We start from the raw sequence: 15474 nt of genomic DNA on the forward strand, positions 1-15474 counted from the left end.
ACTACCAGGGGAGTGAAGTGATAAATTCTACTGCTAAAATTGCATATGCTTATGTTTCTAGAGATCATCACTCCATCCATGAAGATAGCTTTTTAGCTCCAACACCGTATCTTTTTTTACCGGATAACGAGACGATACTTCACGTTACTATTGAATTCGGTCTTATCGGTCTAAGTGATGATCATTTTTACTCTTTATTTACAAGATTCTACGACTCGCAAGGAATTGAGGTTGGCTACCCTAACGACATAACCGAACCTAATAAGTATGCGACTTTTTTTGCTAAAACTGGTGAGTTTGCTCTTTCCACCTCTTCGACCGAAAGATTCAGGGTCGAAGGTAACGGTTACTACAGAGTTGCGATCACATTGTATGAGTATGGTTCTGAATACAAAGATAAAGATTTAACAACTTTATGTGATTCGGCAAACATTGCGCACACATATGATATTTATGTGGCAGTAGCGTCAGAATGGAGTGAGTAATGGGTTCCATTATAAAAATAACGAAATATAGCAAAGCTTCTCACCTTGCAGATCGAGACACAAGCCCTCATCATAATGATCATGATGGCGGCGATGGAGGTGGTGGTATGCTTGAAGTTCGAGTTGCTAAATTAGAAGCCAACGTTGAAGATATTAAGGCTAATCTGGCTGAAGCGAGGTCAGACATAAGAAATCTGGTTGGTACAACCTCCGCTACCAAGACAGATGTTTCGACAATTTTACAAAAACTCGTTGATATTGATGAAAAATTAGCCAAAAAGGCTGGAGAGGATTTTGTTAATTCACAGGTTAGCGGCTTGAAAGTATGGATGCTTGGTATCCTCTTGCTTTCTATAGCCATGCCTGTGATTACACTCCTAGTAAATCTCTACATGAAAAAACCTTAACCAGGTCAAAGAGACGAGTTTTCATACCCATATTAATCCATATACTCATTCCTACAGCGCCAATCTCCCAACTCCCGACCATAGTGTCGGTTTTTTTTGCCTGCGATTCACTGGCTATCTCTCAAAAACGCTTATGCAAACCTGTGATTTACACTACATATAAACCCATTATTGACATAATAGTAAACCAGTGATTTAATCAGGCTTACCAAGACGCACCGCGAACCACCCAGGCATGGAGCCCACGAAGTAGCTGCCGGCGGCATACGAATCACCGGATGAGGTGGAGAGATTAACGCGCAGTAGGTTCAAACGTTCCGCTGGCCGGCGACAAGGCAGAGGTTGAAATGAGTAAGCACGGCATCAGAGCCATGGTCATTTCGGCAGTAATTGGACTCTTCATCTGGATTGCGCTCTTCAGCGCGCTGCGGGAGTTATTTCTATGATTGATTTCGCACGCAAACCCGCTCGTCAGCAGGCTGTTCGTTTAAGTCCGCTGTCAGCTTTCATCCGCCGGGTGTGCTACATGCTCGCGCAAAAAGGAGACCCTTCATGAGCACGATGTTTGCCCTGGTTCTCACCGTCAGCATGCTGACGGGCGGTAATCAGGATGTCCTGCTCGGCGTTTACGACAGTGAGAATGACTGCAAGGCAGCTGCAGAAGAGCAACACGTGAAAGCCGAATGTTATCCGCTGAAAGGTGTACTGGACGAGCATCCGGCAGGGTTCACGGTGCAAATGTAGGGGGAAGAATGCAGAAGAAATTCGGTTACTGCTGTAAAGCAATCGAGGGAAAACCAGTGGTAAGCACCCTGTTGTACCTCCAGGGGAACCAGCTCGCACGGAAAGAAAAAGAGTATTGCTCAGAACGTTGCGCCTCTCACGACCAGATGGCTCACGAGGGCTAACGTAAACCCGCCGAAGCGGGCTGTACGTCCGGTGCCACCGACCAAAGTTACACCGGAAATTACCAAAACCAATGACCACCCTGAATGGGCGCTACCAATGGCCCGGGGGATTCTACATCCAAAATAGAGGCTATCACATGGAATATTTTTATCTGATAAAAGCGACTCAAAAATCGGGTAAAGCTGATGCCGTAATCTGGCGCACTAATAAATCAGAAGCTCGCGCCCTTCTACAGCTGGACGTCGATCTGGAAGACGCTGGGATCGAAACAGGCCGCGGTAAGGATTATCAAAAACCAATTCGCACCGATTTCCCGGTTTTCAATGACCTGCCGGCGGAAGGTGTTCTCGATTACTCATGGTGCGAGCGCTACCAGCTCGGCGATGATAGTCGCACCTGGGCTCTGAAGCCAGGTCAGGCGCCTGCGGATCATCACATCGATGATGCCGGAGTATCCGCTGAGCCCGTTAGTGGCGTGCTGGTTGATGCCAATACTACTGGCGACGCGGCACAAGGTGAGACCGTGGAAACTTTCGGTAGCGATGAATACCAGGACGATTCGAGCGCGCTTTTTAACGTGGCAGAACTCCCCTTTCGCGCTCAGCTGCTGGCGCAGTATATGGCCGAAGAACGTCACGTTTATCATATCAGCATGCCTCACCGGCAGGAGCTGTCAGCTCTTGAAATGGACACTGATAACGCAGCCGTCCAGGATCTGATTCTGGCCGCCGAGAATGTCCCTGAAATCAAAAAATACGATATGCCGGCGCTCTGGAAATTCACCAGCGCCAATAAAAAAGTCTTCCCGGAAGGGAAACGGCATGAGCTCGGTAAGCGTATCCAGTTTGCTAAGCTGTGGTTCGCCACGAACGCGATCGACCGCGGCATTCTCACCAGGGAATGGGCTGCCGGTAACTGCATTTCTTCGGTTTTGAAAACCGATGCAGTTACGAATGCTGGCGGCGGTAATAAAACCGATCGCAACCCTGACTACACCCATACCCTTGATACGCTCGATGTAGAAATAGCCCTGGCCACAATGCCAATGGATTTCGATATCTACAATTTCCCGGCATCAATTCACCGCCGGGCCAAAGAGATCGTCCAGAAGAAAGAAAGTCCGTTCAAGGAATGGTCTGCAGCGCTGCGCAAGGTTGCAGGCATCCTGGATTATTCCCGCGCCGCCATTTTTGCCCTTATTCGTGGCGCCACCAGCGATATTCATCATTTCCCGGTAAGTCTGCAGACCTATATCAATGCGAACCTGACCGAGCATAAGTATGACGCCCCTTCTGCTGAGACGCTTGAAAAAGCTGGTCATGTTTCATCTGACGCCGTCACTCTGGACGCTGTGAAAAAGGCTATCGATGGAGATGAAGGTGTGCCTGACCTGGAAACTCTCCCAACTGATTTTCAGGTAATTGGCACCGAACTGGTGAAAGAAGCTCAAAAGAAACGCCCTGACGCTAATCAGGTTCTGGCCGCCGAACGTGGCGAATATGTCGAAGGCATCAGTGACCCCACGGATCCGAAGTGGATAACCGAAGACCTGACCAAACCCAAACAGCCTGAAGTTTCAAACATGGGCAATGGTGTTTTTTCGATTGATGGTCTGATGGATAGCAAGCCAGCACCAGCACCAGCACCAGCACCAGCACCAGCACCAGCATTTTCTATCGTGGACCAGGCGCGCCAGCGCGCTGCAGAAGAAAAATTACATCCAGCTAATTCCGGGGAAACCACCAGCGATGTGCAGATGGAAACGGCTCAGCCGGTCAAAAACGAAAATGATAATGCGGTATCAGCAGGCGAAGGCGCTGATGAGCCTCCTGCGCAAACAACTGCCGTGAACATGAGCAAAATACTGGCTGAACGCTGCCCGGATCTTACCGCCGAAGTGCTGAAAAGCCAGGTTTCCGAGAGTGCTCATAGCGATGAAGAGGAAGTGGCTGAACAAGCAGCGCCAGCATGGCCGGAGTATTTCGAGCCTGGTCGATATGAAGGCGTGCCAAATGAGATCTACCACGCCGCTAACGGTATCAGCTCCACGATGGTTAAAGATGCACGGGTATCGCTGATGTATTTCGAGGCGCGCCACGTATCCAAAACCATCCAGAAGGTGCGCTCTCCTGTTTTGGATATGGGCAATCTGGTGCATGCACTGGCGCTGCAGCCTGATCAGCTGGAAAAAGAATTCAGTATCGAGCCGGAAATTCCGGAAGGCGCCTTCACCACGACGGCGACGATCCGCGCATTTATCGATGAATACAACAACGGGCTTCCGGTTTTGCTCAGCGCAGAGGACATCAAGAGATTCCTGGAGGAATACAACGCGAACCTGCCCGCCCAGGTTCCCTTGGGTACATCAGTTGAAGAAACCGGCCAAGGTTATATGTCTTTACCTGCTGAGTTCCAGCGCATTGAAGACGGTCAGAAGCAAACCGCCACCGCAATGAAGGCCTGCATCAAAGAATACAACGCCACCCTGCCCGCCCAGGTGAAAACCAGCGGTGGCCGCGATGTCTTACTGGAACAGCTGGCGCTTATTAATCCTGACATGGTTGCTCAGGAAGCACAGAAGGCGCAGCCCCTGAAAGTCTCTGGCACAAAGGCCGATCTGATTCAAGCCGTGAAATCGGTAAAACCGGATGCCGTGTTTGCCGACGAGCTGCTGGATGCATGGCGCGAGAACCCGGAAGGAAAAGTGCTGGTTACCCGCCAGCAGCTGGCTACGGCACTGGCCATTCAGAAAGCACTGTTGAATCACCCTACCGCCGGCAAGTTGTTGACGCACCCGAGCCGTGCCGTCGAGGTGAGCTATTTCGGCATTGATGAGGAAACCGGGCTGGAAGTTCGCGTGCGCCCTGACCTTGAAATAGACATGGGCGGCCTGCGCATTGGTGCGGACCTGAAAACCATCAGTATGTGGAACATTAAGCAGGAAGGCCTGCGCGCGAAGCTGCACCGGGAAATCATCGAGCGCGATTACCACCTGAGCGCGGCTATGTACTGCGAAACCGCAGCCCTTGACCAGTTCTTCTGGATATTCGTCAACAAAGACGAGAACTACCACTGGATCGCCATCATCGAGGCATCCGAAGAACTGCTGGAACTCGGCATGCTGGAATATCGCAAAGCAATGCGTGCCATCGCGAACGGTTTCGACACTGGCAAATGGCCGGCGCCGATTACCGAAGACTACACCGAAGAACTTAACGATTTTGATATGCGCCGTCTCGAAGCGCTGCGCGTACAGGCATAAGGGGGAACAGTCATGGAAAACACTAACATTGTTACAGCCGAACAGCAGGCACCAAACACCATTTCAGCTAGCAACGCGATCTTTAACGTTCAGGCTCTCGGTCAGTTAACTGCTTTCGCAAACCTTATGGCTGATTCACAAGTGACTGTGCCAGCTCACCTTGCAGGTAAGCCAGCCGATTGCATGGCCATCGTTATGCAGGCTATGCAGTGGGGCATGAATCCCTATGCAGTCGCGCAAAAAACGCATCTGGTAAACGGTGTGCTCGGATATGAAGCCCAGCTCGTCAACGCGGTAATCGCCAGTTCCAGCGCTATTAACGGTCGATTTCATTATCGCTACGGCGGCGACTGGGAACGTTGCACAAGGACGCAGGAAATTACCAGGGAAAAACACGGTAAAAATGGGAAATACAGCGTTACAGAACGGGTGCGCGGCTGGACTGATGAAGACGAAATCGGGTTATTCGTCCAGGTCGGCGCGATTCTGCGCGGTGAATCAGAAATCACCTGGGGGGAGCCACTTTATCTCTCTGGAGTCGTCACACGTAATTCTCCTTTGTGGGTTTCTAACCCGAAACAGCAGATCGCTTATCTGGGCGTCAAATACTGGGCACGGCTGTATTGCCCGGAAGTCATCCTGGGTGTTTACAGCCCGGATGAAGTTGAACAAAGGACCGAGCGAGAAATAAACCCGGCGCCGGCGCAAAGAATGTCTGTCGCAGAGATCACCAGCGGAACAGACATCACCACCAGCGCGCAGGATTCAGCTCTCAATATTGATTCCCTGGCAGATGATTTCCGTGACCGCATTGAGCGCGCCGAATCGGTCGATGCAGCAAAAGCCATCAGGGCGGATCTGGATAAAGAGAAAGCTGTGTTGGGCACTGTTCTTTTCACCGAACTGAAAGGTAAAGCCGTGCAGCGTTATTTCATGGTAGACGCCCGAAACAAAGTTGAGGCCGCGATCAACTCTCTACCTAATCCCGGAGAACCGGAAGCCGTCGAACTGTTCGCTAAAGCTGAAGGCATTCTCAACGGCGCGAAACGCCACCTCGGTGATGAACTGTATGACCAGTTCCGCATCGCCCTGGACGACATGAAACCGGAATACGTGGGTTAACCAGATTGGGAGGGGAAACTCTCCCGATAAAGGAATGTATATGCGATTGATTAACCGAAGCAGACACTCCCCTCTGGGCCGCCAAGCGTGCGATGCGGCACTGGCAAAACACGTTGAGCTTTATGGAGCCTACGGGCGACAGAAAACAAAGAGAACTTATACGGTGGTGGTTCAAGGCTCAAAGATCACTGTAGAAGTTGTTAACAGAAAAAGTAGCTATGTGGCCACAGCCATGAGCTGCGCGCGCCGGCTACACCATCTGCCTGGACAATGTAACTAAGGGGTTTTTATGACTAATACATCTCATAAATCAGATGAAATTTTGATAACCGATGACGTTCTGTCCAGATACAAAATATCGCGCAGCACACTTTATTTCTGGAGCACCCCATCCCGGATGCCCTCTTACTTTGCTCAGCCATTCCCGCAGCCTAAAATAAATGGCAGCCCTAAAAGGTGGAGACTTTCAGACTTGTTGGCCTGGGAAGATAACGTGGGGATCAAACCAGAGGCTGACCAACCAGCTTCTCAAGGTGATCCTGCCAAACAGCAAGCCAGTGACGCTGATCATCCAGATAATCATGCAGGTTATAACGTGCCATGACACCTGCCATATGATGGCCAAGCAGTTTTTCCACAACATGTGGCGGCGCACCTAATTCAGAAAGGCGTGTCGCCACTGTTCGCCTGAGGTCATGGAGAGACCAGGGCTTCATGCCTGTTTTAGCTATAATCTGAGCAGAAAACAGAGCGACGTTTGGTTGTAGTGGCGGTCTGTCATCTTCTGGCCCTCTGTAGCGTGACAGTGTCACAACGTGTTTTGAAACTGACGTTTCCTTCTCTGCTAACATCATTCTTACTACTGCCTCGGGAAGTGCCCTTCTGACCGATTTCCCGGTTTTATAATCGCTTGCCGGAATGGTCCACGTTTGCTCATGAAAATCGAACCACTCCCATCTTGCTGTCCTGATCTCCGTACTCCGGCAGCCAGTCATGATGAGAAACTTCATTATCAGCTGTTGTCTGTACTTCAATTTAGGAAGGATATTCCAAACTGTTTTGATTTCCTCATCACTCAATCTGCGATCTTTGACGGATGCTGTGAGACCTACGTCAGAGCGCCTAAGGCTCTCAATTGGGTTCACATTAATTACCCCTCGATTGGAGCAAAAACGGAACGTACGCTGCATCAGCCCAAGCATCTGACCAGTGACAACTCTTCGCCCCATGCCATCAAAAAGGTTAAGCCAGTGCGCTTTAGTGGTCTGATCAACAATCATGTTCCCCAGCACAGGCGCTATATGGTTATTGAAGTCCCGTCGGTTAACCTTGATTTTCACAAGACCTTCGGGGATGCAGTAATACTTTTCCCAGTAACCGAAAGCCTCTTTAACGGTGAGCGCTTCGACTTTTTTCTGTTTCTCCAGAACTGTTTGCCGTCTCGGATCGAGTCCTTCTGTCAACCAGGCCCTGAACTGCTGTCTACGTTCGCGAGCTTGAGATAAGGAGGTGGTGGGATAATCGCCAATCGTTAGCTGAGCGGCTTTCCCGTTCCATCTGTAGCGGTAAAAGAATGTTATACTGCCGGAAGTAGACAACCGGACATTCAGACCATGGGCGTCCGATATGACCTCGATCTGGTCTCTCTTTTTGCCAAGAGCTTTTCTTAATTTTGTGTCGGTAAGCAATGTGTACACTCCGGAAGATGATATACACATCAGTGTACACATTTTGGTTAAATTGATAACCTTCAAATCAATGCAGAACACACAAAATTAAAGCACTCAATGCTGGCAAGGTGTTGGTATTAGCGGGATTTTTGAAAAGACTTAAAGCATGACTAACAAACTTAAAACGGATTCATATGCCCTACGATAGCGTTTATCTGGAAAAGCGTCCGCCCGGCGCGCTGCGCACCGTATGGCGTAAATTCTATGGTGACACCACGGCGATGATCGGCCTGTACGGCTGCGCGGGCCTGTTGCTGCTCTGCGTCTTCGGCGGCTGGTTCGCCCCCTATGGTATTGATCAGCAGTTCCTTGGCTATCAGTTGCTGCCGCCGTCCTGGTCGCGCTATGGCGAAGTGTCCTTCTTCCTGGGAACCGATGACCTGGGCCGCGATGTGCTGAGCCGGCTGCTGAGCGGCGCGGCGCCGACCGTCGGCGGGGCTTTTGTCGTCACCCTCGGTGCGACGCTGTTTGGCCTGGTGCTGGGCGTGATTGCCGGGTCGACTCACGGCCTGCGCTCGGCAGTGATGAACCATATCCTGGATACCCTGCTCTCTATTCCCTCGCTGCTGCTGGCGATTATCGTCGTCGCCTTTGCCGGGCCGCACCTCAGCCATGCGATGTTCGCCGTCTGGCTGGCGCTGCTCCCGCGCATGGTACGTTCAGTCTACAGCCTGGTCCACGATGAGCTGGAGAAAGAGTACATCATCGCCGCCCGCCTCGATGGAGCCTCGACGCTGAACATTCTGCTGTTCGCCATCCTGCCCAATATTGCCTCTGGCCTGGTGACCGAGATCACCCGCGCCCTGTCGATGGCCATTCTGGATATTGCCGCGCTGGGCTTTCTTGATCTCGGCGCCCAGCTGCCTTCGCCGGAATGGGGAGCCATGCTGGGCGATGCGCTGGAGCTTATCTATGTCGCACCGTGGACTGTGATGCTGCCCGGGGCCGCGATTATGCTCAGCGTACTGCTGGTCAACCTGCTGGGCGACGGTATTCGCCGGGCGATCATTGCCGGGGTACAATAATGCCGTTACTCGATATTCGTCACTTAACTATCGAATTTAGAACCAACGAAGGTTGGGTGAAAGCCGTCGATCGCGTCAGTCTGACCCTGACTGAAGGCGAGATCCGCGGCCTGGTGGGCGAATCCGGCTCCGGGAAAAGCCTTATTGCCAAAGCTATCTGCGGGGTGACCAAAGACAACTGGCGGGTCACCGCCGACCGCATGCGCTTCGATGACATCGACCTGCTGCGACTGTCGAACCGCGAGCGGCGGAAACTGATCGGCCATAACGTGTCGATGATTTTTCAGGAGCCGCAGTCCTGTCTTGATCCCTCTGAGCGCATCGGCCAACAGCTGATTCAGAGTATCCCCGGCTGGACCTACAAGGGGCGCTGGTGGCAACGGCTGGGCTGGCGTAAGCGCCGGGCCATCGAGCTGTTGCACCGCGTCGGCATTAAAGATCACAAAGATGCCATGCGCAGTTTCCCCTATCAGTTGACCGAGGGCGAGTGCCAGAAGGTGATGATTGCCATCGCCCTGGCCAACCAGCCGCGCCTACTGATCGCCGATGAACCGACCAACGCCATGGAGCCAACGACTCAGGCGCAGATTATCCGCCTGCTGACGCGGCTCAATCAGAACAACAACACCACCATTTTGCTGATCAGCCACGATCTGCAGATGCTCAGCAAATGGGCGGATAAAATCAACGTCATGTACTGCGGGCAGACGGTGGAGAGCGGGCCCAGCGAAGAGCTGGTCACCCTGCCGCATCACCCCTATACCCAGGCGTTAATCCGCGCGATCCCGGATTTTGGCAGCGCCATGCCGCATAAAAGCCGCCTCAACACCCTGCCAGGGGCGATCCCTCTGCTGGAGCAGCTGCCCATCGGCTGCCGTCTGGGGCCGCGCTGCCCTTACGCCCAGCGCGAGTGTATCGAAACGCCGCGTCTTACCGGGGCGCGCAACCATCTGTACGCCTGTCATTTCCCGCTGAACATGGAGAAAGAGTGAAATGGTCGAAACATTGCTGGAAGTTCGCCAACTCAGTAAGACCTTTCGCTACCGCACCGGCTGGTTTCACCGCCAGACGGTGGAGGCCGTCAAGCCGCTGAGTTTTACCCTGCGTGAACGCCAGACGCTGGCGATTATCGGCGAGAACGGCTCCGGGAAATCCACCCTCGCCAAGATGCTGGCGGGCATGGTGGAACCCACCAGCGGCGAGCTGTTGATCGACGACCATCCGCTGACTTTCGGGGACTACTCCTACCGCAGCCAGAAGATTCGTATGATCTTTCAGGATCCGTCGACCTCACTGAACCCGCGCCAGCGCATCTCGCAGATCCTCGATTTTCCACTGCGGCTGAATACCGACCTCGACGCCGAGGCGCGGCAAAAGCAGATTATCGACACGCTGCGCATGGTCGGTCTGCTGCCGGACCACGTCAGCTATTACCCCCATATGTTGGCGCCCGGGCAGAAGCAGCGTCTCGGCCTCGCCAGGGCGCTGATCCTGCGCCCGAAGGTCATCGTCTGCGATGAGGCGTTGGCCTCGCTGGATATGTCGATGCGCTCCCAGCTCATCAATCTGATGCTGGAGCTGCAGGAGAAACAGGGCATCTCCTATATCTATGTCACTCAGCACCTGGGAATGATGAAGCACATCAGCGATCAAGTGCTGGTGATGCATAACGGCGAAGTGGTCGAGCGCGGCAGCACTGCCGATGTGCTGGCCTCACCGCTGCACGACCTGACCCGACGCCTGATCGCCGGCCACTTCGGTGAAGCTCTCACCGCTGATGCCTGGCGCAAAGACGGGAAATAGCCCCGTCTCACTTATCTCGCTGGTGACGTCATGCCGGCGCGTGGCCAGCGTTCCGCTTGAGGATAGCCACTGCGCTGGCGATGTCCGGTGCCAGCCAGCGATCCTCCTCCCAGCCAGGCACGCTTTGGCGCAGCAGATCGCGCGCCCGACGCGTACCCGCCGCCAGCGTCTGCGGCTCGTGAAAATCGAGCCCCTGGGCCGCGAGTAAATATTCGATACCCAGGATCTGATAGAGGTTGCCGAGCAGGCGCTGTAGTTTCAGCGCAGCACTGGTACCCAGGCTTAAATGATCCTCCTGCAAAGCGGAGGTAACAAAATTATCCAGCACCGCCGGCTGCGCCAGCTGCTTATTTTCCGCGCACAGCGACGCGGCGACGTACTGGGCAATCATCATGCCTGAATTCACCCCGGGTCGGGCGACCAGAAACGCTGGCAAGCCGCTCACCAGAGGATTCACCAGCCGGTCAAGACGTCGTTCGGCGATAGCGCCCAGCTCAGCCATGGCAATAGCCAGCAAATCGCAGGCCATTGCCACCGATTCACCATGGGGATGCGCCTGGGACACCACCCGCCACTGCTCAAGGGTGCCCAGGATTAGAGGATTATCGGTACAGGCGTTAAGTTCGATATTTATCTGCGTCTGCGCATGGCTAAACTGATCGCGGCAGGCGCCATGCACCTGAGGCATCGAGCGGAGACTCAGCGCATCCTGGGTGCGAAGACCTTCGCTTTCGGCCAGCAGACGGCTGCCCGCCAGCAGCTCACGCAGCCGCTGGCCGCTGGTCTGGATCCCGGGACTGGCTTTCAGCGCCAGGATCTCGGCATCAAACGCCACAAGCTGGCCGCGCAGCGCTTCAAAGCTCATCGCCCCGGTCACATCGGCCCAGTTCATTAAGCGCTCGGCGTCGTCTAAGGCCAGGCAGGCCAGGCCGGTCATGCACGGCGTACCGTTGACCAGACTGAGCCCCTCTTTCGCTCCCGGCGCGATGGGCTGCAGATTCAGCTGCGACAGGACCTCTGCCGCAGACCACGTTCGTCCTTGCCATAGCACATCGCCGACTCCCATCAGGGCCAGGCCAATGTGAGCCATATGCGTTAAATAGCCAACCGACCCCTGAGAGGGCACCTGGGGGGTGACGCCATGCTGCAAGAACATCAGCAGTTGCTGCACTATCCCGGCGGAAATACCGGATTTACCGTGGCTGAAATTGGCCACCGCGGCGCACATAATGGCCCGGGTTGGGGCGACCTCCAGCAGCGGCCCCACCCCGCAGGCATGACTGAGCAGCGTATTGCGCGACAGCTGGTGTAACTGCGCTTCCGGCAGCGTAATGTTGCACAGCGCCCCCAGCCCGGTGTTGATCCCATAGGCCACCTGACCGGCGCTAACGATATGCTGGACAATCGCCCGCCCCTGCTCGATACGCGCCCAGGCGCTTTCGCTGAGGCTCAAGATCGCCTCGCCCCGGGCGACACAAGCCACCTCCTGCCAGCGTATCGGTGCATCGCCCCACTGGATCATATTCATACGACCTGTCCTGGCTGTTGATGGCTGGAGATAAATTGCTTAAAGCGCGCGGAACCCTGAGTGCCAAATAGCGCCTCAGGCGCACCGTCGCAGTCAATCGTCCCCTGGTGCATAAATACCACCCGGTTGGAGACATGGCGGGCGAATCCCAGCTCGTGGGTGACCACCAGCATCGTCCGCCCCTCTTCCGCCAGGCTGCGCATGACCTTTAACACCTCGCCGACCAGTTCGGGATCCAGCGCTGAGGTGGGTTCATCAAAGAGCATGACGTCTGGCTCCATCGCCAGCGCGCGGGCTATTGCCACGCGCTGCTGTTGGCCGCCGGAGAGCTGTGCCGGATAGAAATCCTTTCGGTTCAACATCCCCACCCGCTCCAGCAGCTGCTCCGCCTGTTCAATGCAGGTCCGTTTATCCCGTTTGAGCACATAATGCGGCCCCTCAATGACATTCTGCAGGACCGTCATATGCGACCACAGGTTAAAACTTTGAAAGACCATCCCCAGCCGCGAACGCAGGCGCTCTATCTGCCGGGGATTCGCCGCCAGCCGATGCCCGCGGGCGTGGTGCTTCATTTCAATCGTCTCGCCACCGACGCTGACCACCCCGGCATCGGGCGTTTCCAGCAGATTAATGCAGCGCAGCAGCGTACTTTTACCGGAGCCGCTGGCGCCGAGGATCGAAATGACATCGCCCTGCCGGGCCTGGATGGTGATCCCCTTCAGGACATCCAGGGAGCCAAAGGACTTATGAATATCGCTGACCGATAAGGTCACCGGACGTGAATCGAGCATCTTACTCTCCTTTGGTTATCGGCTTGAGCGACACGGTCGCCGGGTTTTGCCGGGTATGCGGCGTTAATCGCCGTTCTAGCAGGGCGTACAGCTGCACAATAATGAAATTAAGCAGCAAATAGATGGCCGCCGCGCAGAGGAATACCTCCATCGTCCGGTAGGTACGCTGAATAATCTGTTGCGCCACCCCGGTGACGTCCCAGACGGTCACCAGGCTTGCCAGCGCCGTCGACTTGACCAGCAGAATGGCCTCCGTGGAGTAGGCTGGCAGTGCATAACGTAGCATCACCGGGGCAATGATCCGCCGCAACAACAGCCAGCGCGACATGCCGCAAGCCTGACCAGCTTCAATCTGACCCGGCGGTATCGCCAGCAACCCGCCGCGAAGAATTTCCGCGGTGTAGGCCGCTGTACAGAGCGCCAGCGCCAGAACGGCGCAGATAAAGGGTTCGCGCAGCAGCGGCCACAGGAAACTGTGACGGATCACCCCAAACTGACCCAGCCCGTAATAAATGAGAAACAGCTGGATCAGCAATGGCGAACCGCGAAAGATCAGGATATAGCCTTTGGCGAAACCGCTAGCCAGCGGCCAGTGGCTCATTCGCAGCGCTAAAACGCCGAGGGCCAGTACGCCGCCGAGGATAAAAGAGCAAATAAAGAGCCCCAGCGTCACCGGCAGCGCCGCGCCGAGCTTCAATAACGTCTCACCGAGGAAGGCAAAATCGATAAACATACGGGCTCCTTACGCCTGCGCGGCGCTGCGACGCAGCCAGGCGCGGTTGAGATGGCTCTCCGCCCGGGTAAACGCGCGGTTAGAGAGCAGCGTCAGGATCAGATAACAGCCGCCGCCGATCAGATAGAACAGGAAATAATCGCGGGTCGAGCCAGCGGCAATCTGGCTGGCGCGCATCAGCTCAACGATGCCGGTCACCGATACCAGCGCCGAATCTTTGAGGCTCATTTGCCACACGTTGGATAACCCAGGCAGCGAATAACGGATAATCTGCGGCAACAGAATGCGCTGCAGGATCCGCCAGCGCGGCATGCCGATAGCGGTAGCCGCCTCCACTTCACCGGGCATCAGCGCCAGGCGAGCAGCACGGTAGACTTCCGCCTGATACGAGGAGGAGATCAAACCAATCGCCAGGGCGCCAATCAGAAAGGGCGGAACCTCAATAAAACCGTCAGCGCTAAACAGTCGCCCCACCCATGAAATCATCCCTGAGCCGCCAAAATAGAACAGGTAGATCACCAGTAACTCAGGGATACCGCGGAATACTACCGACCAGGCGGCGCCAAACCAGCGCGCTGGCGCATGCCGGGACAGCTTTGCGGCGGCAATGACGCCGCCTACCCCGGCACCGACGGCCAGCGCGGCGAGCGACAGCAGCAACGTGGTCAGCGTGGCACTGAGGATCAGCGTCCCCCACCCGTTTTCACCAAAACTCAGAAGATTCAACATGAGAGCCTCACTCAGGGGGTAACGTCGCTTTTAAACCATTTCTCGCTCAGTTTTTTTACCGTCCCATCGGCCAGCGCCGCCTGAATGGCGCTATCCAGTTTCGCTTTGAGATCGGGATCAGTGAGGCGCACGCCCATCGCCTCACCGCCTCCCCAGATCGGCCCGCTCATCAGCGGACCGCTCAATGCCAGATTGTTATTCTCCGGTCGCGACAGGGTGGTGTTGGCAAAGGTAATATCATCAAACACCGCATCGATGCGCTCAGCCTGCAGGTCGAGGATCGCATCCGCTGAGTTGTTATATTCCCTGATGTCAGCGATATCCTTGAAATACTTATCAATAAACGGGGTGTACACGGTGCCGGAAGCGATGCCGATAGTTTTCCCTTTCAACGCCGCGCGCAGAGGCGCAATCGCCGCCTGAATCTCTTTCTCATCATCATGAAGCTTGACCGTCGGAGACGGAGGGAGCAGCGACCCTTTTACCGCAATGAAAGAGGCCGGCGTGGCAGCGTAGGCCTGGGTAAACGCCACGACCTTCGATCGCTCCGGGGTGACGACAATAGCGTCCATGATCACGTCATATTTTCCGGCGTTAAGTCCGGCAATCATGCCATCCCAGTTCTGTACCACCAGCTTGCATTCGATCTGCATCCGCTGGCATAAATTCGCCATGAGCTCAGGTTCGAAGCCGCTCAACTTCCCTCCGGGAAGCGTCAGGTTCCAGGGTTCATAGCCGCCTTCCGTAGCGATGGTGATTGATTTCCACTCTTTAGCGTATGTTGAGCCACCAGACAGCAGTAGCCCCGAAAACAGGGTGACCAGGCAGGCCTGGCGGAAAGTAATACGCTGTTGCATTTTCATTCTCCCGATCGCGTTTTGTCATGATGGCTCTGGTCACTGCGATAAGATAATTCGTAGATGACTGCTCATGTATATACAAGCATTGAC

15 protein-coding genes and 1 pseudogene are annotated in these 15474 nt (G+C 54.7%); 10 read left to right on the plus strand and 6 right to left on the minus strand.

Annotated elements, in window-relative coordinates:
- Window positions 1–17: 17 nt before the first annotated feature.
- The 7 genes and pseudogenes from SP68_RS27870 (at window position 18) to SP68_RS26585 (ending at window position 6465) form a co-directional block, all read left to right on the plus strand.
- A complete protein-coding gene (locus SP68_RS27870; RefSeq protein WP_077139161.1) occupies window positions 18–485 on the plus strand; it encodes a hypothetical protein in 468 nt (155 codons plus the stop codon).
- Window positions 485–892: a hypothetical protein gene (locus SP68_RS14895; RefSeq protein WP_224224394.1), complete on the plus strand. Its 408-nt coding sequence runs from the start codon at window positions 485–487 to the stop codon at window positions 890–892. The genes SP68_RS27870 and SP68_RS14895 overlap by 1 nt, the downstream gene beginning before the upstream one ends.
- A 552-nt stretch (window positions 893–1444) precedes the next feature.
- Window positions 1445–1636 carry a YdfD/YebW family protein gene (locus SP68_RS14900; RefSeq protein ID WP_040217592.1) on the plus strand — a complete coding sequence of 64 codons (192 nt, stop codon included), beginning with the start codon at window positions 1445–1447 and terminating at the stop codon, window positions 1634–1636.
- Window positions 1637–1644: 8 nt separating this feature from the next.
- Window positions 1645–1800: a YdaE family protein gene (locus SP68_RS28925; RefSeq protein ID WP_071891587.1), complete on the plus strand. Its 156-nt coding sequence runs from the start codon at window positions 1645–1647 to the stop codon at window positions 1798–1800.
- A 137-nt stretch (window positions 1801–1937) separates the two neighbouring features.
- Window positions 1938–5063 carry a RecE family exodeoxyribonuclease gene (locus tag SP68_RS14905; protein ID WP_040975854.1) on the plus strand — a complete coding sequence of 1042 codons (3126 nt, stop codon included), beginning with the start codon at window positions 1938–1940 and terminating at the stop codon, window positions 5061–5063.
- Window positions 5026–6185: pseudogene (locus tag SP68_RS14910) on the plus strand (RecT family recombinase). The gene SP68_RS14905 and the pseudogene SP68_RS14910 overlap by 38 nt, the downstream one beginning before the upstream one ends.
- Window positions 6186–6225: 40 nt before the next feature.
- Window positions 6226–6465: a DUF4060 family protein gene (locus SP68_RS26585; protein ID WP_022631172.1), complete on the plus strand. Its 240-nt coding sequence runs from the start codon at window positions 6226–6228 to the stop codon at window positions 6463–6465.
- A 220-nt stretch (window positions 6466–6685) separates the two neighbouring features.
- Here the strand turns inward: SP68_RS26585 and SP68_RS14915 are convergent, their stop codons facing one another.
- Window positions 6686–7903: a tyrosine-type recombinase/integrase gene (locus tag SP68_RS14915; protein WP_040975850.1), complete on the minus strand. Its 1218-nt coding sequence runs from the start codon at window positions 7901–7903 to the stop codon at window positions 6686–6688.
- Between the two features lie 146 nt (window positions 7904–8049).
- Here SP68_RS14915 and sapC point away from each other — a divergent pair, with 146 nt between their 5' ends.
- From sapC to sapF, 3 genes are read left to right on the plus strand one after another with little or no spacing between them, the layout of a single operon-like run.
- On the plus strand, window positions 8050–8940 hold the full coding sequence (gene sapC, locus SP68_RS14920; protein WP_008807805.1) for a putrescine export ABC transporter permease SapC: 891 nt from the start codon (window positions 8050–8052) through the stop codon (window positions 8938–8940).
- Complete coding sequence (gene sapD, locus SP68_RS14925; RefSeq protein WP_008807804.1) at window positions 8940–9932, plus strand: putrescine export ABC transporter ATP-binding protein SapD; 993 nt, start codon at window positions 8940–8942, stop codon at window positions 9930–9932. Before sapC ends, sapD begins: the two co-directional genes overlap by 1 nt.
- Before the next feature lies 1 nt (window position 9933).
- The gene (gene sapF, locus SP68_RS14930; RefSeq protein ID WP_004140269.1) at window positions 9934–10743 is read left to right on the plus strand and encodes a putrescine export ABC transporter ATP-binding protein SapF; all 810 of its coding nucleotides are present in this window, start codon (window positions 9934–9936) and stop codon (window positions 10741–10743) included.
- 28 nt (window positions 10744–10771) lie between these two features.
- On the opposite strand, the gene SP68_RS14935 is transcribed toward sapF, so the two are convergent.
- Genes SP68_RS14935 through SP68_RS14955 form a run of 5 tightly spaced genes read right to left on the minus strand, consistent with a single transcriptional unit; the run spans window position 10772 to window position 15381 of the window.
- On the minus strand, window positions 10772–12271 hold the full coding sequence (locus SP68_RS14935; RefSeq protein WP_022065867.1) for an HAL/PAL/TAL family ammonia-lyase: 1500 nt from the start codon (window positions 12269–12271) through the stop codon (window positions 10772–10774).
- Window positions 12268–13062, minus strand: coding sequence for an ABC transporter ATP-binding protein (locus SP68_RS14940; RefSeq protein WP_008807802.1), 795 nt, complete (start codon window positions 13060–13062; stop codon window positions 12268–12270). Before SP68_RS14940 ends, SP68_RS14935 begins: the two co-directional genes overlap by 4 nt.
- A 1-nt stretch (window position 13063) precedes the next feature.
- Window positions 13064–13795, minus strand: a complete 732-nt coding sequence (locus SP68_RS14945) for an ABC transporter permease (protein ID WP_012968438.1) — start codon at window positions 13793–13795, stop codon at window positions 13064–13066.
- 9 nt (window positions 13796–13804) lie between these two features.
- A complete protein-coding gene (locus SP68_RS14950) occupies window positions 13805–14524 on the minus strand; it encodes an ABC transporter permease (RefSeq protein ID WP_022065866.1) in 720 nt (239 codons plus the stop codon).
- An 11-nt stretch (window positions 14525–14535) separates the two neighbouring features.
- The gene (locus tag SP68_RS14955) at window positions 14536–15381 is read right to left on the minus strand and encodes a transporter substrate-binding domain-containing protein (protein WP_012542041.1); all 846 of its coding nucleotides are present in this window, start codon (window positions 15379–15381) and stop codon (window positions 14536–14538) included.
- Between the last annotated feature and the right edge of the window lie 93 nt (window positions 15382–15474).

The sequence above is a fragment of the Klebsiella variicola genome (assembly GCF_000828055.2).
GTDB lineage: Bacteria > Pseudomonadota > Gammaproteobacteria > Enterobacterales > Enterobacteriaceae > Klebsiella > Klebsiella variicola.